Source organism: Rhodoferax sp. GW821-FHT07F03, assembly GCF_059418745.1.
In genome coordinates, this window is sequence record NZ_JBWKQM010000013.1 from 110,138 (window position 1) to 129,974 (window position 19,837).

Below are 19,837 nucleotides of genomic sequence, written 5' to 3' on the forward strand. Positions count from 1 at the left end.
CTTCACGGAAGGACAAAATTAGCCCAGCCGCTCATGCCGGGCAGTAGGTCTGCGCTGGCACCCTCGACCACACCGATGGCCAACACCGATTGGCTGACCGGATCGATCTGCGCGCCCAGGCGCTCGACGCGTGCATTCACCGTGCGGCCCAGCTCATCGACCTGCACGTTAAATTTGGCACCAGGCTTGAGCCAGGCCAACCATTTCGACGGCACGATCATGCGCAGCTCCAGGCTGCTGACATCCAGTACGTCCAGGATCGGCGTGCCCGGGCTTACATATGAAAACGGCGCGGCGGATCGTTTGGCCACCCGGCCGGTGAACGGCGCGCTGATGGTGCATTTGGCCACCATCGTCTGCATATAGTGCAGTTCTGCGGTCGCTTCCTTGGCTTTGGATTGGGCTTGTTCCAGCTCCAGCTGGCCTATGGAGTTGAGCTCGGCCAGGCGGTTGTTGACCTTGACCAGTTGGCGTGCTGCCTCTAGTGTGGCCTCGGCTTTGCTCAGCTGGGCGCGGTAGCTGCTGCATTCGAACTCCACCAGCAGCTGGCCTCGGCCAAAGCTGCCGCCTTCAGGCACCGGCAGGCGTGCGATCTTGGCGGAAAGCTCGCCAGCAATCACTACCGCGTTCTTTGCCATCAACTGGGTGCGTATGCGGCCCTCGTCGGATTTGGCTGGGGCAGGTGCTGGGGGCGTTGCGGCAAGCGCTGGTATCGACAACGCAAGCCACAACGCCGCGCTCAGGCGGAACCTCATGGCTTGCCATCTCCTATCGTGCCCTGCCAGCTGGATTCGGCGTTCTGGAAGGCCGCTGTCAATGATGCCAAGTCATGGCCCGCAGCCTGCTGCGGCAAGGGGTCCAGGCCCAGCGTGGCGCCTATTTGTCCATAGGCGTTTTGCAGGTCACCATAGCTTTGGTAGAGCCGCAACTGCGACAGCACCACATTGGCATTGGAGAGTATGGCTTGCAGTTTGCCCTGCGAACCGCTTTGTGCGGCGTTGCGGGTTTGCTCGAAAATGCGCTGTTCCACCGTGTTGAGTTCGCGCTCCAACCCGTACTGGCGGGTGCGCCCTTCGTAGTCCAGCACGGCAACGTAGACTTGGGTCATCACCGCCATGTTCAGTGCCAGCCGCTGCTCTTTTGCCACTTTTAGTTGGGCCTCGGCGGAGTCGCGGATCGTACCGGCGTTCAAGATGTTGAACAGGTTCCAGGTCAGGTGCAATCCGGCATCGCTCCATTGCTGGTTGACCAGGAAATGGTTGTCATCACGGTGGGTTCCAAGGCTGAACTCCAGCCCGGGCAGAATTTTGGCGATTGCCTTGCGCGTCTCCAGCGCGCTGATGCGCTGGTTGTAGCGGGCTTCCATCAGTTCGGGCCGGTTCAGCAGCGCCATTTCCTCCATCTTGTCTTGCGTCATGTTCAGAGCGGGTACGGGCAGCTCGTTGCTGATCTTGACCTCAAAACTGCTGCCCGGTGCCACATTCATGATGCTGGCCAGGCGCGGCTTGGCCTGGGCCAGTGAGGCGCGGATCTGCGACATCTGGCGGATGATGTCGAGCAGTTGGCGCTGGTAGTTGAGCGCCTCCAGCGGTGCGCGCAGCTTTTCTTTTTCGATCTTGCGCGCATCGGTCAGGGCGCTTTCGGCGTCCTTCAAAAGCGTTTCAATGGGTTCGGCCAGCTGCTGTGCGCCGACGGCCTGCCAATAGGCCTGCCGTACCTGCTGCATCAACTGGTGCGCCACCTTGCGTTTGCGCTCCTGCAGTATCAGCACACGGTCGGATTGCTGCTGGGCGCTGTAGTAGCTGACGCCCAGGTCCAGCACGTTCCAGCTCAGGTTCAGGTCGATGGTCTTGCTGTCACGTTCGCTGGAGATGGATGGCACCAGCGATTCCTTGCCAGTGATCACGTCCTGCGAGCTGGACGCGGCGTCGTTGCTGCGATGGGTGTAGCCGGCGGCCAGGGCCAGGCGCGGCAGCATGTCCATATTGGAGAGTTTGAGCTGGCGCTGTGCCAGGGCTTCTTCCATCAGTTTGACCCGGAAGTCCAGGTTGTGTTTCAAAGCCCGGGCCATGGCTTCTTCCAGGCTGATCGCCCCGCTGACCGCGTCCTGCTGGTCGAACAAGGCCTTGTGGTCTTCGGCCAGGCTGGCCTGGCGCTCGTCCATGCCGATTTGTCGGGGCTGTACGGCACAGCCAGTGGCGAGTGTCGCCAGAACCAGGAGCGGCAGCAGTTTGAGTTTGTGTTGCATGGCGATGTCCTTGTGGTTCTGGGGTTAGGCGGTGGCAAGAAGGTCCAACAAGGCATCGCAGTCCCGCTCGAAGGCCGTGTGGCCGAATTGCGCGAGCTGTTCATGCAGCCCAGGCTTGCCCTGCGGCACCAGAAAGCTTGTGCCACCGCCAGGGACGACTGGTGCATCGCTTTTTTCGAACGAAATCTCCATGCGGCTGATGGCCTGCGCGCCGCTAGCGTCACGGACCACAATTTCCAGCACCAGAGTCTGACTCTGTCCAGGTGGTGCCTTGCCGCTGAACCAGCCAGTAGCTGGATCAAAGCGTATCCAGGGGGGCAGGGCGCTGCCATTGGCTTGGCGCACGGCAATGCTGACGCGCGCGTCCGGATCTTTTTGGCTGAAACTGTCAGCAGGCAGGGCGAAGCCAAAGTTCTGGCCGCTCTGGATGCTATGGGTTCCGAGATCAGGCAGGGACCTGATGGCCTCGCGCTGGCTTGGATCGGCCATTGTGATGAATGGGGTGTCGCGGACCGGTATCGAGGTCGCGCGGCCATCGGAGGGGCCGGCACCTACTGTGGGCAGGTTCAGGGTAAAGCCAATCGACTGGCCAGGCGGGCTGTACAGCTGTAACCCATTAACGGCTTGGCTGCTGCCGATGGGATCCAACGTGAGCGATGGCGATGCTGTGGCACCCGTCCCGTTGCTAAAAACGGCCAATACGATATTGGGTGTGACCGGTCCGAGCTGGATCGGGTCGCTGCCGATGGTGGGCACTGGCGGACTGGGGGGAGGCAAGACCTGTATGGCAACCGGCGGGGCAATAGGTGCAGGTGGGGCGGTGGATTCCGGCGGGGCAATGGCATATGCCGCGCCGCTGAGAGAACCTTGCAAGGCATTGCCAGCGGCATCGCTGATATTGTTGCCCGCTCCGGCCAGGCTGAGTTGCAAAGCGCCTGTGCCGCTAATGCCCGAGATGGTTACCACATAGGTTCGGGCATCTACCTGGGTCAGTGCGGAAATCGTGCCGGTTACTGTACCATCCTTGGTTAATTGAAAGTCTCCAGCGTCCAGCCCTTGCACCGCTTCGGAAAGGGTGACTGTGTAGTGCACGCTTTCGTCGGAGGTTGGCGAACTGTCCAGGGGGCTGACGCTGAGAATCGTTGGTGGGGTGGTGTCGACCAGAACTCCGCTGGTGGAGCCCACGCCGTTGAGCGCCAGGGACGTGGCGTTGCCTGCCGCATCGCGTAGCGTCGCACCGTTGAGCTCCAGGCTGCTGGCGACAGAAATACCATTGGTATCGGTATGGCCTGTCTGTATGGTGTACTGGAATACCAGGGACGTGCTGCCGGAGCCGGACACATAGGTCGCATAGACGGTGGTGCCGTCCAGGTCGATAGGCAGGCGCGGTATGCCACCGGCGGTATTTACGATCACGGCTTCGGAGGTCTGGACCGTGAAGCTGAGCAGGTCGCCAGCTTTGTAGTCGCCAGCCGCCGGGACATCCACAGAAGTCACGCCAGGGGCCACGGCATCGACCAGCACGCCGGTCGTACTGCCCACGCTGTGGAGCCCCGTGGCTGTGTCATTGCCAGCTGCATCGCGCACGCTGGCGCCGTTCAAGTCCAGGCTGCCAGCCAGGCTGATGCCTGAGCTGTCGAGCTGGCCCGAGGTGACGCTGAGGCGGAACACCAGGGCGCTGGTGCCTGAGCCGGATAGATAGTTGGCATAGGCGACACCGCCGGTATCGAGGCTGACCGCGATGCGCGGTGTGCCGCCGCTGGTATCGACCAGCACGGCCTCCGACAGATTGACGGTGAAGTCCAGGTTCTGCCCGGTTATGTAGGTGGCGTCGGCCGGCACGCTGACAGAGGTGACGGTGGGGTTCTGTGTATCGACGATGTAGTTTGTGGAGTCGGTCGTGCCTGTGCCGGTGTTGCCCGCCGCATCCTGCACGCCAGTGTTGTCGATGCTTATCAGGTTGGTGGTATCCGCAGTGCTGGCGGCGGGCGTGAAGGTTGCCGTCCAGGTGATGCCGCCATCGCTGGAGCTCACCGCACTCAAGCTGCCGTTGGCTATGGTCAGGTCGGCATTGGTAAAGCCAGTGACTGCTTCGCTGAAAGTGAAAGTAACCAGTGAGGTTTCACCGGTGGCCAGTGTCGTATCGGCGAACGCAATGGTTGCGGTGGGGCGAGCGGTATCGATGGCGTAGTTGTTCGAGTCCGTTACGCCAATGCCGCTGTTGCCCGAAGCGTTGGTGAAGCCGGTGTTGTCCAGGCTGATCAGGTTGGTGGCATCTGTCACGCTGGCTGTGGGTGTGAAGGTCGCGGTCCAGGTGATGCCGCCATCGCCCGACGCAACGGTGTTCAGTGTGCCGTTCGCAATGGTCAGGTCGGCGTTGGTGAAACCGCTCACTGCCTCCGAGAAGGTGATGGTCACCAGCGAGGTTTCACCTGCCTTGAGGGCGTTGTCGGCTACCAGGATGGTGGCAGTCGGCACTTCGGTTTCGACAGCATAGTTGGCCGAGCTGGTGGTGCCCGCTCCGGTATTGCCAGCCAGGTCGGATATGCCACTGTTGCTCAGGGTGATGACGTTGGTGGCGTCGGTGGTGCTTGCGGTCGGGGTGAAGGTTGCGGTCCAGGTGATGCCGCCGTCACTGCTGCTCACTGCGGTCAGTGTGCCGTTGGCGATGCTTAAATCACTGTTGTCGAATCCCGTCACCGCTTCGGAAAATGTAACGGTCACCAACGCAGTTTCGCCTGGTTTAAGAGTCGTATCGCTCAAAACGATGGTGGCCGTTGGACGTTGGCTGTCGAGGGCGTAGTTGTTGGAATCGGTGCTGCCGGTCCCGGCGTTGCCGGACAGGTCCACCACGCCGGTGTTGTCCAGGGTAATCAGGTTGGTGGCGTCGGTGGTGCTGGCGGTCGGCGTAAAGGTTGCCGTCCAGGTGATGCCGCCGTCACTGCTGCTCACTGCGGTCAGTGTGCCGTTGGCAATTGTCAGGTCGGCGTTGGTGAAGCCGCTCACGGCTTCAGAGAACGTGAAAGTGACCAGCGAGGTCTCGCCGATGCTCAGAGCATTGTCTGCCACCACGACAGTTGCAGTGGGCCGCACGGTATCGATGGCGTAGTTGTTGGAGTCCGTCGTGCCGCTGCCGGCATTACCGGATGCGTTTTGTACACCGCTGTTATCCAGGGTGATGACGTTGCTGGTGTCGGTAATTGCACCCGTCGGGGTGAAAGTCGCCGTCCAGGTGATGCCACCGTCGCTGCTGCTTACGGCGGTCAGCGTGCCATTGGCGATGCTGAGGTCGGCGTTGGAGAAGCCGCTGACGGCTTCACTAAAGGTAATGGTCACCAGAGACGTATCACCGATTTTCAGCGCGTTGTCTGCCACTACGATAGTTGCTGTCGGCAGCACGGTATCGATCGTGTAGTTTCCGGAGTTGGTGGTGCCGCTGCCGGTATTGCCGGCCACATCGGTCACACCAGTATTGGCCAGGGTGATGACATTGCTGGAGTCATTCACGCCGACGGTGGGCGTGAAGGTAGCTGTCCAGGTGATGCCGCCATCACTGCTGCTGACCGCGGTTAATGTGCCATTGGCAATCGTCAGGTCTGCGTTGGTGAAGCCGGTTACCGCTTCGCTGAATGTGATGGTTGCCAGCGAGGTTTCCCCCGCTGTCAGCGCCGAGTCGGCCAGCACAATCGTGGCGGTCGGACGCTGGGTGTCGATAGCGTAGTTGTTTGAATCGGTGCTGCCGGTGCCGGCATTGCCAGACAGGTCAGCTATGCCCGTGTTGTCCAGGCTGATCAGGTTGGTGGCGTCGGTGGTGCTGGCGCTCGGGGTGAAGGTTGCGGTCCAGGTGATCCCGCCGTCACTGCTGCTCACCGCGGTCAAGGTGCCGTTGGCAATTGTCAGGTCGGCGTTGGTGAAGCCGCTCACAGCTTCGGAGAAGGTGATGGTCACCAGCGAGGTTTCGCCAATTTTCAACGCCGTGTCCGCGACCACGATAGTGGCCGTTGGCCGCACCGTATCGATGGCATAGTTGTTCGAATCGGTGGTGCCGCTTCCGGCATTGCCCGCCAGGTCGCTGACTCCGGTGTTGTCCAGGGTAATCAGATTGGTCGCATCGGTGGTGCTTGCGGTCGGGGTGAAGGTCGCGGTCCAAGTGATGCCGCCGTCGCTGCTGCTGACTGACGTCAAGGTGCCGTTGGCAATGGTCAGGTCGGCGTTAGTGAAACCGGTTACCGCCTCGGCGAAGGTGATGGTCACCAGCGAGGTTTCGCCGATTTTCAGCGCATTGTCCGCGACCACGATGGTCGCGGACGGACGGACGGTGTCGACGGCATAGTTGTTGGAATCGGTGGTGCCGCTGCCGGTGTTGCCCGACAGGTCGCTGACCCCGGTGTTGTTCAGGGTGATCAGGTTGGTCGTGTCATTGACGCTGGCCGAGGGCGTAAAGGTCGCGGTCCAGGTGATGCCGCCATCGCTGCTGCTGACTGCGGTCAGTGTACCGTTGGCAATCGTCAAGTCGGCATTGGTGAACCCACTGACTGCTTCGCTGAAGGTGACGGTCATCAGTGAGGTTTCGCCAATTTTCAACGCCGTGTCCGCGACCACGATAGCGGCCGTTGGCCGTACCGTATCGATGGCATAGTTGTTCGAATCGGTGGTGCCGCTGCCGGCATTGCCCGCCAGATCGCTGACTCCGGTGTTGTCCAGGGTGACCAGGTTGGTCGCGTCGGTGATGCTCGCGGTCGGCGTGAAGGTCCCCGTCCAGGTGATGCCGCCGTCGTTGCTGCTCACCGAAGTCAAGGTGCCGTTGGCAATCGTCAGGTCGGCATTGGTGAGCCCTGTGACCGCTTCGTTGAAGGTGATGGTCACCAGCGAGGTTTCGCCGACCTTGAGGGCAGTATCGGTAAACACGATGCTGGCGGTTGGCCGTGCCGTATCGACGACGTAGTTATTGGAGTTGGTGGTGCCGACGCCGGCGGTGCCCAGGCCGTTGATCACGCCGGTGTTGTCCAGGGTGATGACATTGGTCGTATCGGAAATACTGGCGGACGGCGTGAACGTTGCCGTCCAGGTGACGCCGCCATCGCCGCTGCTGACAGTACTCAAGCTGCCGTTGGCGATGGTCAGGTCTGCGTTGGTGAAACCGGTCACAGCCTCGGAGAAGGTGATCGTCACCGAGGAGGTTTCGCCGATGCTCAGTGTGGTGTCGGCGACCACAATGGTCGCGGTCGGCGGCGGTGAATACGCGGTGTTGAGTACACCACCGTTGTTATAGATGGTCGCGACGGAGGTTGGCGAGGTGCCGGTCGTACCTCCGCCCAGCGCGGCACCACCCGCACCACTGGCCGCGGCATTACCGGCCAGGGCCGCGAAGTTGGCTGCCGTGATCTGTAGCGTGCCTTTGTTCCAGATCGCACCAACACCCCTGCCGCCGATCCCGCCGTTGCTGGCGTTGCTGCCGTAGCCGCCACCGCCACCACCGCCGCCACCGGCGCCGATGTTGTTGGTGATGTGCGACGTACCGATGATGGTCATGGTACCGGTCGAGGCGTTGTAGATCCCGCCTGCCGCGTTGCCGCCGGCGCCACCCACCTTGTCCCAACCGGCCCCGCCGCCGCCGCCGCCAATGGAAATCGTGCCATTGGTCGCCGTCGCCCCGTTGCCGCCGTTGCTGTAATAGGAAACGCCTATGCCGCCAGCCCCGCCAGTGGTGGTGCCGCCGCGACCACCCATGTGGGTGGCGTCATAACCGCCGCCGTAACCACCGACGCTACCGCCGCCCGCCTGACCGCCCAAGGTGCCGGTGCCCGGCCCTGCCAAACCGCCATGCCCGCCGCCCTGGCCGCCCAAACCGCCGCCACCGCCACCGCCACCGCCGTAAAAAGCGCCTGTGACACCGCCACCCCCACCGCCACCGGAAGCGGCGTTGGAGGTCACGCTGACGTTGTTCAGGGTCAGGATCCCGGCGTTGAAAATACCGCCACCCATGGACCCGGTCGCGCCATATCCACCATTGCCACCCGTACCCGAGACCAGGCCCCGGGTGATCACCAGACCGTCAAGGGTGACGGTGCTGCCCGATGTGATTTCGATCACCCGGGTCTTGTACTGACCATCCAGGGTCACATCCGCTGCGCCATCGTTGTTCAGGTCGCCATCGATGGTGATGTTCTTGTTGACCAGCAACTCGGAGGTGAGCTGCACCGTCATGCTGCTGCTGAAGGTGACGATATCGCCGTTTTGCGCCGAGGCGAGGGCGGCACGCAACGAACCGACGCCCGTGTTGGCATTGTTGGTGGCGGTCCAGGTCGCCAGCCCCCATTGGTACTCGCTCATGGCGGTTTTCGACAGCACGTTGGCGCTTTCGATACTGCCGGTGGCAATTTCCAGGTCCCAATCTCCGCCCACACCGGTGCGGTTGTTTGAGGCGGCGATATCACGGCCGGTCAACTGCGCCAACGAGTCGACAAAACTCAGGCCGCGCTCACCCTCGGCGGTGTAACAGCCGTAGATCAGGATGTCGCCGCCGACTTTCATGTCCTTGCCGATGTCGGCCAGCACGTCGCTGCGCGCCTGCAGGTTATCGGCCGACAAATAGCTATTGCCTAGCCAAAGATCGCCGGCGTTGCCATGGGCAATGATCTGCACCGAGCTCACACCCTGGTGCTGGTCCAGATAATTGGCGATCTGCTGCAAGCCGTCCTGTCCGTCTTGCAAGTAAACAATCTGGGTGCCGGCCGCCACATCGCGCAAAAGGCTGGGCGCATCGACAACGCGCGCATCGATAAAAACGACAGCGTTGGTGTTCGCGGGAACAGCATTGTCGGGCGCGGGTGGGGTTGCAACAACGTGGCTTTTCTCCATGGCAACCGCTAACGGTGCATCCAGATGGGGGACGGCGTGGGTGATCACTGTGGCTTCGGCCGTGGCCACTGCGGCGCCGTCAAACATAATGCGTGGCTCAAGCTGCATCATCAACGCTGGCCGGGAGCGGGCCGGCTTGGCGGCAGCCGCCAAAGTCGTGCGTGCTTCAGGCCTGAACCATTTCGCCATTATGTTTTTCATAGCGTATTCCGGTGGTGTTATGGGCTCAACCCCATTGGTTCTTTGTTGCCAGTGATTCGAATGACATTGGCGGCACTTGCAGCACCGTCCTGCCAGAAGGACAGGGCTGCATACTGTTTGAATAGGTCTGGCGGCAGCAGGGTGGTGCGGGCCTGGATTTCCACTTTGGATCTGACCCTGTGCAGTCCCTTTACGCCGAGAGCCTGGTCGAATTCGGGTGCGTCGTAACTGACCTGATGGAAGTCATGCCTGAACCAGGGTTCTTCCAGGAAATCGTAGACAAGGCGCAGGCATTTTTCCGGTGCTTGGGCCAATAAGTCGTAATCGACGAGCAAGAGTGACTTTGCGTGCTCTCCGTAATAGGCCTCCTTCAATCCCGTCCAGGCATAGCCGACCAGGCGGTTGCGCAATGCGAGTGTGTCTACACGGCTGTACACCGTACTGCGCTCGCTGTCGTCCGTAAAGAGTTTGGTGTTTTCGTACGGGTTCGCGCGGTAAAGGCGTTCAATGCTGTCCATGACCCAGGCGACATTGCGCACGCAGGCAATGACTTTGGCTGTGGGGAATAAATCCAGCACGGCAGGCATGCGTGCGCACCACATGCGGTTGGTGTCGAAAATGACCTCTTTGTCGGACTGATCTTCGTAATAGGTTTTAAACAATCCGCGCAGCAGGCGCTGGCGCTGGGTTTGATCGATGGTTGCACCGAATTCGCTGCCAGCACTGAACTGGTTCAGCATTCCAGACAATAAAGTGCCGACCGGGCTGGTCATGCCTGCGTGAAAGCGCGGGTTCTGGCGCAGAAGGGCCGCTAGCAACGTGGAGCCTGAGCGGGGCAGGCCGGAAATAAAATGAAATGTATGGAGGCTGGACAAGATGGCTTATCTCTTTGCGTTCATGGGGTTCTCGCACCGGGTTAAAGCGTTTTGCGTATGGAGCCTCCATTGGCTTCTTTAAGCGAGCTAGAGATAACGCTAAATGCAGATAAGCAAACGGTATGCTGGTACGTGCCGTTGGCAGCCATGGCTTTAGCTAGCTGGTGCAGCAAGTGGTTGAAGAAATGCATAGCTTGTCTCCATACATGGGCGACAAAACATGCAATAGGGCATGCGCCGCTGGGTATCGATTCGTAATCACCTGCGAGGCTTCTGCGTGAGCCTTTAGCTGTCAGGTTGTGTTTTGACTGTAAACCTTTGGTAAATTTTCGAACAAGAAACTTACCTCAATTGGAGGATGCATTCGGGGCAAAAGTCATATACCGATCGACATTGCAATGGCCTATGCCCGCCGCCATGTGGCAGCACCATTGAGCACCATTGGGATGTCCGACTTTTTGTCTGAACAGGCTTTTAGAACGTAGACACGTTCTAAAAGTTTGTGGAGATGCAGCCTCCGCACTCAAGTGGATTGGCGAGCCTGCTTCCACTCACGCGGTGTCAGTCCGCTTTGGGCTTTGAATGCGCGGGACAATGCGGCCTCACTGCCGTACCCGACTTCGCTTGCGATGTTTTTCAACTGCTGCCCTTGCAGCAATGCCTTTTGCACCAGCCGCACCCGCCACGCCTGCAGATAGACCCCGGTCGTAGAGCCCACCGTGTCGCGAAAGGTGTTGGCGAAGATGCTGCGTGACATGCCCGCGATATCGGCCAGGCTCTCCAGCGACCACTCCTTTGCAGGTTGTTCATGCATGGCCGTGAGGGCTTTGCGCAGCTTGGGGTGCGACATGCCTGCCAGCAGGCCACCGTGGATGCGCTCCGTCTCCATCAGATGCCGCAGGATCTGGATCAGGACGATTTCAAACAACCGGTCCACCACCTCGCGGCGACCGCAGTTGCTGCCAAACGCTTCCTCGAAAAGCAGTGCCAGAACGTGGTCGGCGCGGTCAATCTCTTTCAGGGGCAGGCAGACCACGTCGGGCAGGGCACCCGCGATAGGGTTGGCCAGGCCGCCTTCGAAGTGCAGGTGCGCGCAGGCCAGGTCCGCGCCGTGCTCGGTGTCCGTGATGAACTGGCGCGCCAAGGGCCTTGGGTAGAGCAGCAGACTGGGCTCCGTCACATGTAGCACAGGCAGTCCTGGGTGGATCACGTCCAAGGCCCCCGCTTTCACCAGGTGCAACTGGCCGTCTCCCTGTTCTGTGAATTCGGTAATGCCGCACAGGGCGCCCGAGTGGAACATGCGGGCCCGCACGGGGAAGTGGTGCAGCAACGCATCCAAGCGGTCGTTACAGGTATCCATGAAATACTCTAGATCAATTTACACGTATTTTATGTGATTAAAAGTATTTTTACGTCGATACAGTAAGTGTTGCCAAACGGCATATATCTCTACCGATTTAGTCACATAGGAGTAGCTCATGTCCTCATCCAAAGTTTTTGTAGCGTCCGTCGCAGCTCTTGTTTCCAGCGTCGCGCTGGCTGCTGGTAGCCCTGGGGTTGAACGCAATACCCAGGCATTTCTGGAGGCGGTCGCCAAGGGCGGTGGCCAGCCTCTGGAGAGCCTCTCTCCGGCAGATGCACGCGCGGTGCTGGTCGGGGCACAGCAGGGCGCCAAGCTGCCGCCCGCCGATGTAAGCGAGAAGACAGTCAACATTGACGGCAAACCGTTGAAACTCACTATCGTGCGCCCAGCAGGAGCCAAGGGCGTGCTGCCGGCGTTTATGTTCTTCCACGGTGGCGGCTGGATATTGGGTGACTTCCCAACCCATGAGCGTTTCGTGCGCGACCTGGTGGCCGATTCTGGTGCTGCTGCGGTGTTCGTCAACTACACGCCTTCGCCCGAGTCGCGCTACCCCGTGGCCATCAACGAGGCCTATGCCGCCACCCAGTGGGTGGCTGAGAACGGCGCCCAGATCGACGTGGATGGCAAGCGTCTCGCGGTAGCCGGCAATAGCGTGGGTGGCAATATGGCGGCGGTGGTAGCGCTGATGGCCAAGGCCAAGGGCAGCCCGGCGTTGCGCGCACAGGTACTGTTCTGGCCTGTCACTAATGCCAATTTCGAGAATGCTTCGTATGACGAGTTTGCGAACGGCCACTTCTTGACCAAGGGCATGATGAAGTGGTTCTGGGACGCCTACACGACCGATCCAAAGCAACGCCAGGAAATCTACGCCTCGCCGCTGCAGGCCACTCCAGAGCAATTGAAGGGACTGCCACCAGCCCTGGTTCAGACGGCCGAGAAAGACGTGCTGCGCGATGAAGGCGAGGCCTATGCCCGCAAGCTGGACGCAGCGGGCGTGAGCGTCGTGGCAACCCGCTACAACGGCATGATCCATGACTTCGGGCTGTTGAATGTGCTGTCGTCGGTCCCCGCGACCAAGGCCGCTTTGCACCAGGCTAGCGAAGAGTTGAAGGCGCGTTTGCGGTGACCTAGTGCCTAGTGGTGTGGCCGGCTGCGACGCCGGTCACCTGCGCGCGCCCGCAGTTTTTTGGGACTGACTTTTCCGAGGGGCAGCGGGCTTCGCACCAAAGCCGTGCGACTTTCCTGGCACAGGATTTGCACATTCGGTACTGGAGTAGAAGCTGTCAGCAACCCGCCTCAATACAAGCCAGGCGTTGGTTGTCGGTCATTGCTCCGGCGACGTCAGCACCGTCGCATGCCCAGGCCTGATGGCTTGGACATTTGTGCTCCGTTTTATGGCGGGGCGCAACGGAGAACAGCTTGCTGCACACAGCGTGTGCAGCCCGCCTGGCGGCTCCGCGCGGTGCTTTCGTCTTTCCACAGCAAGTAGCTTTAGGAGAGATCGACATGCAGCGCAACCTAGCATTCCCCACCGTTCACTGGTGTGCCCGCCTGACATTGGCGCTGGCCGCCGCCACTCTGGCCAGCACTGCCTGGGCGCAAGACAAGGTCACCTTGCTGACCTCCTGGTACGCCCAGGCCGAGCATGGCGGCTTCTACCAGGCAGCAGCCACCGGCCTGTACAAAAAGTACGGGCTGGACGTGACCATCAAGATGGGCGGCCCGCAGATCAACGGCATCCAGTTGCTGGCGGCGGGCCAGGCCGACTTCATCATGGGTTACGACATCCAGACCCTGAACTCCATCGAGAAAGGCTTGCCGGTGGTCACGGTAGCGGCCTCGTTCCAGAAAGACCTGCAAGGCATCATGGCGCACGACGACGTGAAGAGCCTGGCCGACCTGAAGGGCAAGACGATACTGGCCAACACCTCGGCCCAGACCAGCTGGCTGCCCTGGCTGCTGGGCAAGTATGGCTACAGCATGGACCAGGTGCGGCCCTACACCTTCAATCTGCAGCCCTTCATTGCCGACAAGAACGTGGCACAAAGCGCCTACCTGTCGTCCGAACCGTTTATGGCGATGAAGAGCAATGTGCCCGCCAACTTCTTCCTGCTGGCCGACCAGGGCTACCCGCCCTACGGCACCACCATCGTCACCTTGCAGAAGATGGTGGCCGACAAACCCGACGTGGTGGCGCGCTTCGTCCGTGCCTCGATGGAGGGCTGGAAAAGCTATCTGGCCAACCCGGTACCTGGCAATGAGCTGATCAAGAAAGACAACCCGAAGATGGAAGACGACCTGCTCGCCTTCGCGGTGAAACGTCTGAAGGAAGTCAAGGCCGTTGACGGCGGCGACGCAGCCACCCGAGGCGTTGGCGTGATGACCGATGCGCGCTGGGAGCAGACCTATAAATTCATGCTCTCCGCCGGCTTGCTGAAGCCGGGTGTGGACTGGAAAAAGGCCTACACCACGCAGTTCGTGAAAGACCTGAAGGTCATGCCGTAATGATTGCTCACCCCCAGGCTCCACACTGCGTGTTTCCGCCAACCCCTCCTTCGGCCAGCTCAGGACAGGCATTGCAGGGGGCGAACCCAGTGGCCCGGCAAAGCCGGTTCCACGGGTTCCCTGGCTTGAAAGCCGGTATGCCCGTCGTTGGGTGGTAAGTAGTTAGATGCTCTAGACGATGAGAACCTGGCGAAGGCGACCATTCTGGCACGCCGGCCGGTGGCGCAGAGCCGCTGCAATGCAAGCTCTGCGCCGATGGAGGAGAGATGAAATGTTAGTCACCCAACAACCCGTATTGCGCCGCTTCTGGTACGCGCTGATGCCCATCAGCCAGCTCGACGACGGCCCGAAACCTTTTACCTTGCTGGGTGAAAACCTGGTGCTCTGGAAGAAGCAGGACGGCACGCCGGCCGCGCTGCGTGACCGCTGTTGCCACCGCACCGCCAAGCTGTCCAAAGGCTTTGTCGAAGGCGACAACATCGTCTGCGGCTACCACGGCTGGACCTATGACTGCAGCGGCAGCTGCGTACGCATTCCGCAAAACCCCGACGGCAATATCCCGGCAGGAGCCAAGGTGCCGGCCTTCCATTGTCAGGAGCGCTACGGCTATGTGTGGGTGGCGCTGGAAGATCCGCTGCGGGATATTCCGCACTTCCCGGAAGACGGCGTGCCGAGCTACCGCCGCATCTTCCAGTTCTACGAGGAATGGAAAACCAGCCCGGTCCGGGTGATGGAAAACGCCTTCGACAACTCGCACTTCAGCTTCGTGCACAAGGCGAATTTCGGCAACATCGACCAGCCGGTGCCGCAGAAGTACGAGATCCATGACACCGACTACGGCTTCGAGGCCGAGACCCTGGTGCCGATTAAGAACCCGCCGGCTGGCCACCGCGTGACCGGCAGCACCGCGCCCATGACGCAGCGGCACCTGACCAACCGCTACTACCTGCCGTTCGCGCGCCGCTTTGGCTGCCAGTACCCGGACAGCGGCATCGACCACATCATCTACAACTGCGCCACGCCGATCAGCGATGACCGGCTGATGCTGGTGCAGTGGCTGTACCGCAACGACAGCGAAGAACAGTGCAGCACGCAGGAGCTGATTGACTGGGACGCGGCCATCACCGCCGAAGACCGCGACATCCTGGAGGCCACCGACTTCGACGCCTGCATCGACACCACGCGCCGGCAGGAATTCCACATGCCCAGCGACCGCCCGGGCCTGATGGTGCGCCGCCAGCTGCTGGACCTGCTGAAGGCCCATGGCGAGGAAGAAGTGCACCAGGGCAACCGGCGCATTCCCATCCTGCCAGTGGCTGCATAAGGAGCTGCACCATGCTGATGCAAGCCCTTCCCATTCCTGTGCAGTCCCTGCCGCCGGACGCCGCCACCGTGCTCCACGCCAACCAGGTCGAGAAAACCTATGGCAACGGCACCCATGCCTTGTCGTGCATGAGCTTGCGCATCCAGCGCGGCGATTTCGTCTCACTGCTGGGGCCATCCGGCTGCGGCAAGAGCACGCTGCTGAAGATGTTTGCCGGACTCGAATCTCCATCGCACGGCCATGTGCGCTGGGCCGGCTTCGATGCGCCGGCCAAGTCTGGCCTGAAGACGGCGATGGTGTTCCAGGAAGCCACGCTGATGCCCTGGACCACGGTGGCCGCGAACGTTCGCCTGCCGTTGGACCTGCACGGCGTACCGCGCGCCGAGGCCGATGCCCGCGTCGCCACGGCACTGGAGCAGGTAGGGCTGGGTTCGTTTGGCCAGTCGTACCCGCGCGAGCTGTCGGGCGGCATGCAGATGCGCGCCTCGATTGCGCGGGCGTTGGTCACCGAGCCCGATGTGATGCTGATGGACGAACCCTTCGGCGCGCTGGACGAGTTCACCCGCAACAAGCTGGATGCCGACTTGCGGGCGCTCTGGGCGGCGCGTGGGCTGACGGTGGTGTTCGTCACCCATAGCATCTACGAGGCAGTGTTTTTGTTCAGCCGGGTGGTGATGATGGCGGCCCGGCCGGGCAGGCTGATGGCCGATGTGCCGCTGATTGAATCGGACCGTTCCGAGAGCTACCGCCTGTCCCCCGCATTCGCCGACCACTGCCGCGAACTCTCGGCCTTGCTGATGTCTGCGCACTGAAGGAGTGATGACCATGACAACCCCCTGGCTGCAACGCCCCGGCGTGCTCAACTGGCTGGCACCGATCAGCTTCGGCATCGTGTTGCTGCTGATCTGGCAGGCGCTGTGCAGTGCCTGGCAGGTGCCGGTGTACCTGGTGCCCAAGCCCAGCGACATCTTCCAGACTCTGCTGAGCGATGGCCCCTCGCTGCTGCGGGCGCTGGGCGTGACCATGAAAGTCACGGTGCTGGCGTTTGCGCTGGCCGTGGTGCTGGGCGTGGCCGGGGCCTTTCTGTTTGTGCAGAACCGCTTCATCGAGGCCAGCCTGTTCCCCTATGCCATCTTGCTGCAGGTGACGCCGGTGGTGGCGATTGCGCCGCTGATCATCATCTGGGTGAAGAACCCCACCTTCGCGCTGGTGCTGTGCGCCACGCTGGTGACGCTGTTTCCCATCTTGTCGAACACCGTGCTGGGCCTGCGCAGTGTGAACCCGGGCCTGCTGAACCTGTTCAAGCTGAATGGCGCCAGCCGCTGGCAGACCTTGGTGCGGTTGCGCATTCCGAGTGCCTTACCCTTCTTCTTTGGCGGCCTGCGCATCTCCAGCGGCCTGGCCTTGATTGGCGCGGTGGTGGCCGAGTTTGTGGCCGGCACCGGCGGTACCGGCGCCGGGCTGGCGTACGAGATTTTGCAGGCCGGTTTCCAGATCAATATCCCGCGCCTGTTTGCGGCCTTGGTACTGATTTCGGTCACCGGCGTATTGCTGTTCATCAGCATGGTTTGGCTCTCCAATAAGGCTCTAGGCCACTGGCACGAAAGCACGATATGACCACCACTTTGATCCGCAACGCCGCTGCCATCCTCAGCGGTCAACCCTGCGCCGCTTCGCGTATCGCCGGCCCCGATATCCGCTTGCGTGGCACGCGCATCGAGGCCATCGGCCAGTTGGCGCCGAAGCCCGGTGAGGCCGTGATCGACGCCACCGATTGCGTCATCTACCCGAGCTGGGTCAACACCCACCACCACCTGTTCCAGTCGCTGCTGAAAGGGGATGCACACGGCATCGACCTGCCGCTGACAGCCTGGCTGGCGGCCACGCCGTACCGCTTCCGCGCTGCGTTTGATGAGCGCCTGTTCCGTATCGCCGTGCGCATTGGCTTGCTGGAGCTGGCGCTGTCCGGCTGCGGCACGGTGGCGGATCACAACTACCTGTACTACCCCGGCATGCCGTTCGACAGTTCGGCGATCTTGTTCGAAGAGGCCGAGCGCATGGGCCTGCGCTTTGTGCTGTGCCGTGGCGGTGCCACCCGCACGCGCCAGCTGGAGGCCGAGCTGCCACAGGCGATGCGGCCCGAGTCGCTGGACGCCTACCTGGCCGATGTGGAGCGCCTTACCGCGCGCTACCACGACCCGGCTTCTGACGCGATGCGCCGCGTCGTCATGGCGCCCACCACGCCGCCGTATTCGCTGGCCCCGAGCGAACTGGCCGAGTGCGCCCGCACCGCGCGGCGCCTGGGCATCCGCCTGCATTCGCATCTGTCGGAAACGGTGGGTTATCAGGACTCGGTGCACGCCATGCACGGCATGTCGCCGGTGCGTTTCGTGGCCGAGCATGAATGGCTGGGTTCCGACGTGTGGTTTGCCCATCTGGTGAAGCTGGACGCCGAAGAAATCGCCTTGCTAGGCAGCACCCGCACCGGCATCGCCCACTGCCCGCAAAGCAATGGCCGCCTCGGCAGTGGCACCGCACCGGTGATGGCGCTGCAGGCCGCCGGCGTGCCGATCTCTATCGGCGTCGATGGCGCGGCGTCGAATGAAGCCGCCGACATGATTTCTGAGGTGCATGCCGCCTGGCTGATGCAGCGCGCCGCCCAGGGCGACCGCAACCAACCGTTATTCCGTGGCGGCGCGGGCGAGGGTGGGCGCCTGGCGCTGAGCACCGACGACGTGGTCGCCTGGGGCACCTCGGGCGGTGCCGGCGTGCTGGGCCTGGGCGATGTTGGCACGCTGGCACCCGGCATGGCCGCCGACCTGGCCATCTACGCGCTGGACGACCCGCGCTACTTCGGCCTGCACGACGTGGCGCTGGGCCCGGTGGTTAGCGGTGGCCGGCCCAGGCTGAAGGTCTTGTTCGTGGCCGGGCAGAGGGTGGTGGCGGACGACCTGTTGCAGGGCGTGGATGTAGCCGAGTTGCGGGCCCAGGCGCGGGCTGCCGTGCGGCAATTGATGGCGTCGTAAGCGCCGCCAGTATTTATAGGAAATAGGCCTGTAGCGCAGGTAATAACTGCGTAAGCTGCTATTAAAAATATAGTTTTTTCAGGCCCCCTCCTGCACCAGCGCGATGCCCTGGCCTATGCATATGGTGTACGAGGTGTAGCCGCCGCTGCCATGCGATCACCTGCGGTTATCGCGCATGGTGTTTTGCTATCTCCCCAAATGCTGGCGTTCTTCCCACAATGTGCGGCGCTTGCCAGTGCCTGGGCTGGGCGGGCGTTTACTACTACAAAACTGGAGACAACATGAACCGCTTTATCGGGGCCGCCATTGGCAGTGTGGCATTGGCTATGGCCGCCACGGGCTATGCCCAAACGGTGCAGATTTATGGGCTGGTGGAGCTCAGCGGCACCGGCGCCACGTCGGGCAGCAATTTCGACAATGGCATCAAGCTGGCGGTGAAGGAGATCAACGCAGCGGGCGGTATTCTGGGGCGCAAGATCAGTTACGTGTCGCAAGACACCCAGTCCAACCCCGGCGTGGCCAAGGCGCTGGCTCAGAAGGCGGTGGACCAGGGGGCCTATGTGGTGATGGGCCCGGTGTTCTCGGGCTCCATCATGGTCAGCATGGCGGAAACCCGCCGCGCCGAGATTCCCAACTTCACCGGCGGCGAAGCGGCTTCCATCACCCAGCAGGGCAACCCCTACATCTTCCGCACCAGCTTCACCCAGGCCACGGCCATGCCCAAGATGGCCAACTACATCCGCGATGCGGTCAAGGCCAAGAGCGTGGATGTGATCTATGTGAACAACGACTTTGGCAAGGGCGGCCTGGACCTGGTGCGCAAGGAGCTGGAGGCGCGCGGCATCAAGGTCAGCAACGCCATCTCGGTAGACCCCGGCCAGCTGGACATGAGCGCGGCCGTGATCAAGGCCAAGCAGTCGGGCAGCGACGCCACCTTTGTCTACACCAACGAAGAAGAGGCCGCCCGCGCGCTGCGCGAGTTCCGCAAGCAGGGCTATACCAAGCCATTGATGGGCGAGACGGTGCTGACCAGCCAGAAGGTGATCGAGCTGGCCGGTGATGCCGCCAACGGCGCCATCGCCCATGTGGGCCTGACTGCCGATGCGCCGCAGCCGCTGATCAAGAAGTTCAGCGACGCCTTTCTGGCCGAGTACAAGGTCAAGTCGGACCACAACGGCCTGAAGGGCTATTCCGGTATGTACGTGGTGAAGGCCGTGACCGAGAAGATCGGCAAGTTTGACTCCAAGGCCTTTGCCCAGGCCATGAAGGGCGTGAGCCTGTCGGTCAAAGATAACCCCGGCATTCTGATGGACGTCAGTTTTGACCAGAATGGCGACCTGGACCGGGAGAGCTATATGACCAAGGTCGAGAACGGCAAACAGGTCATCATCAGCGTGCTCCCGCCCGCAGGCAAAAAATAGTTTTCAACCACGC

Annotated in this window: 12 protein-coding genes; 7 read left to right on the forward strand and 5 right to left on the reverse strand. The window is 61.7% G+C overall.

Annotated elements, in window-relative coordinates:
- Nucleotides 1–2: 2 nt before the first annotated feature.
- From AC07R0_RS20270 to AC07R0_RS20290, 5 genes are all read right to left on the reverse strand, one after another.
- Nucleotides 3–755, reverse strand: coding sequence for an efflux RND transporter periplasmic adaptor subunit (locus tag AC07R0_RS20270; protein ID WP_495106185.1), 753 nt, complete (start codon nucleotides 753–755; stop codon nucleotides 3–5).
- A complete protein-coding gene (locus AC07R0_RS20275) occupies nucleotides 752–2,248 on the reverse strand; it encodes a TolC family protein (RefSeq protein ID WP_495106186.1) in 1,497 nt (498 codons plus the stop codon). Before AC07R0_RS20275 ends, AC07R0_RS20270 begins: the two co-directional genes overlap by 4 nt.
- Before the next feature lie 24 nt (nucleotides 2,249–2,272).
- The gene (locus AC07R0_RS20280; protein WP_495106187.1) at nucleotides 2,273–9,310 is read right to left on the reverse strand and encodes an Ig-like domain-containing protein; all 7,038 of its coding nucleotides are present in this window, start codon (nucleotides 9,308–9,310) and stop codon (nucleotides 2,273–2,275) included.
- Between the two features lie 17 nt (nucleotides 9,311–9,327).
- Nucleotides 9,328–10,185, reverse strand: coding sequence for a sulfotransferase family protein (locus tag AC07R0_RS20285; protein ID WP_495099637.1), 858 nt, complete (start codon nucleotides 10,183–10,185; stop codon nucleotides 9,328–9,330).
- A 523-nt stretch (nucleotides 10,186–10,708) separates the two neighbouring features.
- Nucleotides 10,709–11,545 carry a cupin domain-containing protein gene (locus AC07R0_RS20290; protein WP_495106188.1) on the reverse strand — a complete coding sequence of 279 codons (837 nt, stop codon included), beginning with the start codon at nucleotides 11,543–11,545 and terminating at the stop codon, nucleotides 10,709–10,711.
- A 118-nt stretch (nucleotides 11,546–11,663) separates the two neighbouring features.
- Here AC07R0_RS20290 and AC07R0_RS20295 point away from each other — a divergent pair, with 118 nt between their 5' ends.
- From AC07R0_RS20295 to AC07R0_RS20325, 7 genes are all read left to right on the forward strand, one after another.
- On the forward strand, nucleotides 11,664–12,674 hold the full coding sequence (locus AC07R0_RS20295; protein WP_495099634.1) for an alpha/beta hydrolase: 1,011 nt from the start codon (nucleotides 11,664–11,666) through the stop codon (nucleotides 12,672–12,674).
- Between the two features lie 380 nt (nucleotides 12,675–13,054).
- Nucleotides 13,055–14,053, forward strand: a complete 999-nt coding sequence (locus AC07R0_RS20300; RefSeq protein WP_495106189.1) for an ABC transporter substrate-binding protein — start codon at nucleotides 13,055–13,057, stop codon at nucleotides 14,051–14,053.
- 271 nt (nucleotides 14,054–14,324) lie between these two features.
- A complete protein-coding gene (locus tag AC07R0_RS20305) occupies nucleotides 14,325–15,377 on the forward strand; it encodes an aromatic ring-hydroxylating dioxygenase subunit alpha (protein ID WP_495106190.1) in 1,053 nt (350 codons plus the stop codon).
- Between the two features lie 17 nt (nucleotides 15,378–15,394).
- The gene (locus AC07R0_RS20310) at nucleotides 15,395–16,189 is read left to right on the forward strand and encodes an ABC transporter ATP-binding protein (protein ID WP_495106251.1); all 795 of its coding nucleotides are present in this window, start codon (nucleotides 15,395–15,397) and stop codon (nucleotides 16,187–16,189) included.
- Between the two features lie 13 nt (nucleotides 16,190–16,202).
- Nucleotides 16,203–16,994, forward strand: a complete 792-nt coding sequence (locus tag AC07R0_RS20315; RefSeq protein ID WP_495106191.1) for an ABC transporter permease — start codon at nucleotides 16,203–16,205, stop codon at nucleotides 16,992–16,994.
- Complete coding sequence (locus AC07R0_RS20320; protein WP_495106192.1) at nucleotides 16,991–18,403, forward strand: amidohydrolase family protein; 1,413 nt, start codon at nucleotides 16,991–16,993, stop codon at nucleotides 18,401–18,403. The genes AC07R0_RS20315 and AC07R0_RS20320 overlap by 4 nt, the downstream gene beginning before the upstream one ends.
- A gap of 281 nt (nucleotides 18,404–18,684) precedes the next feature.
- Nucleotides 18,685–19,824, forward strand: coding sequence for an ABC transporter substrate-binding protein (locus AC07R0_RS20325; protein WP_495106193.1), 1,140 nt, complete (start codon nucleotides 18,685–18,687; stop codon nucleotides 19,822–19,824).
- Nucleotides 19,825–19,837: the final 13 nt, after the last annotated feature.

Coding starts and splice junctions, on each gene's coding strand:
- AC07R0_RS20270 (WP_495106185.1), bottom strand. CDS start 755: ATGAGGTTCCGCCTGAGCGCGGCGTTGTGGCTTGCGTTGTCGATACCA.
- AC07R0_RS20275 (WP_495106186.1), bottom strand. CDS start 2,248: ATGCAACACAAACTCAAACTGCTGCCGCTCCTGGTTCTGGCGACACTC.
- AC07R0_RS20280 (WP_495106187.1), bottom strand. CDS start 9,310: ATGAAAAACATAATGGCGAAATGGTTCAGGCCTGAAGCACGCACGACT.
- AC07R0_RS20290 (WP_495106188.1), bottom strand. CDS start 11,545: ATGGATACCTGTAACGACCGCTTGGATGCGTTGCTGCACCACTTCCCC.
- AC07R0_RS20295 (WP_495099634.1), top strand. CDS start 11,664: ATGTCCTCATCCAAAGTTTTTGTAGCGTCCGTCGCAGCTCTTGTTTCC.
- AC07R0_RS20300 (WP_495106189.1), top strand. CDS start 13,055: ATGCAGCGCAACCTAGCATTCCCCACCGTTCACTGGTGTGCCCGCCTG.
- AC07R0_RS20305 (WP_495106190.1), top strand. CDS start 14,325: ATGTTAGTCACCCAACAACCCGTATTGCGCCGCTTCTGGTACGCGCTG.
- AC07R0_RS20310 (WP_495106251.1), top strand. CDS start 15,395: ATGCAAGCCCTTCCCATTCCTGTGCAGTCCCTGCCGCCGGACGCCGCC.
- AC07R0_RS20315 (WP_495106191.1), top strand. CDS start 16,203: ATGACAACCCCCTGGCTGCAACGCCCCGGCGTGCTCAACTGGCTGGCA.
- AC07R0_RS20320 (WP_495106192.1), top strand. CDS start 16,991: ATGACCACCACTTTGATCCGCAACGCCGCTGCCATCCTCAGCGGTCAA.
- AC07R0_RS20325 (WP_495106193.1), top strand. CDS start 18,685: ATGAACCGCTTTATCGGGGCCGCCATTGGCAGTGTGGCATTGGCTATG.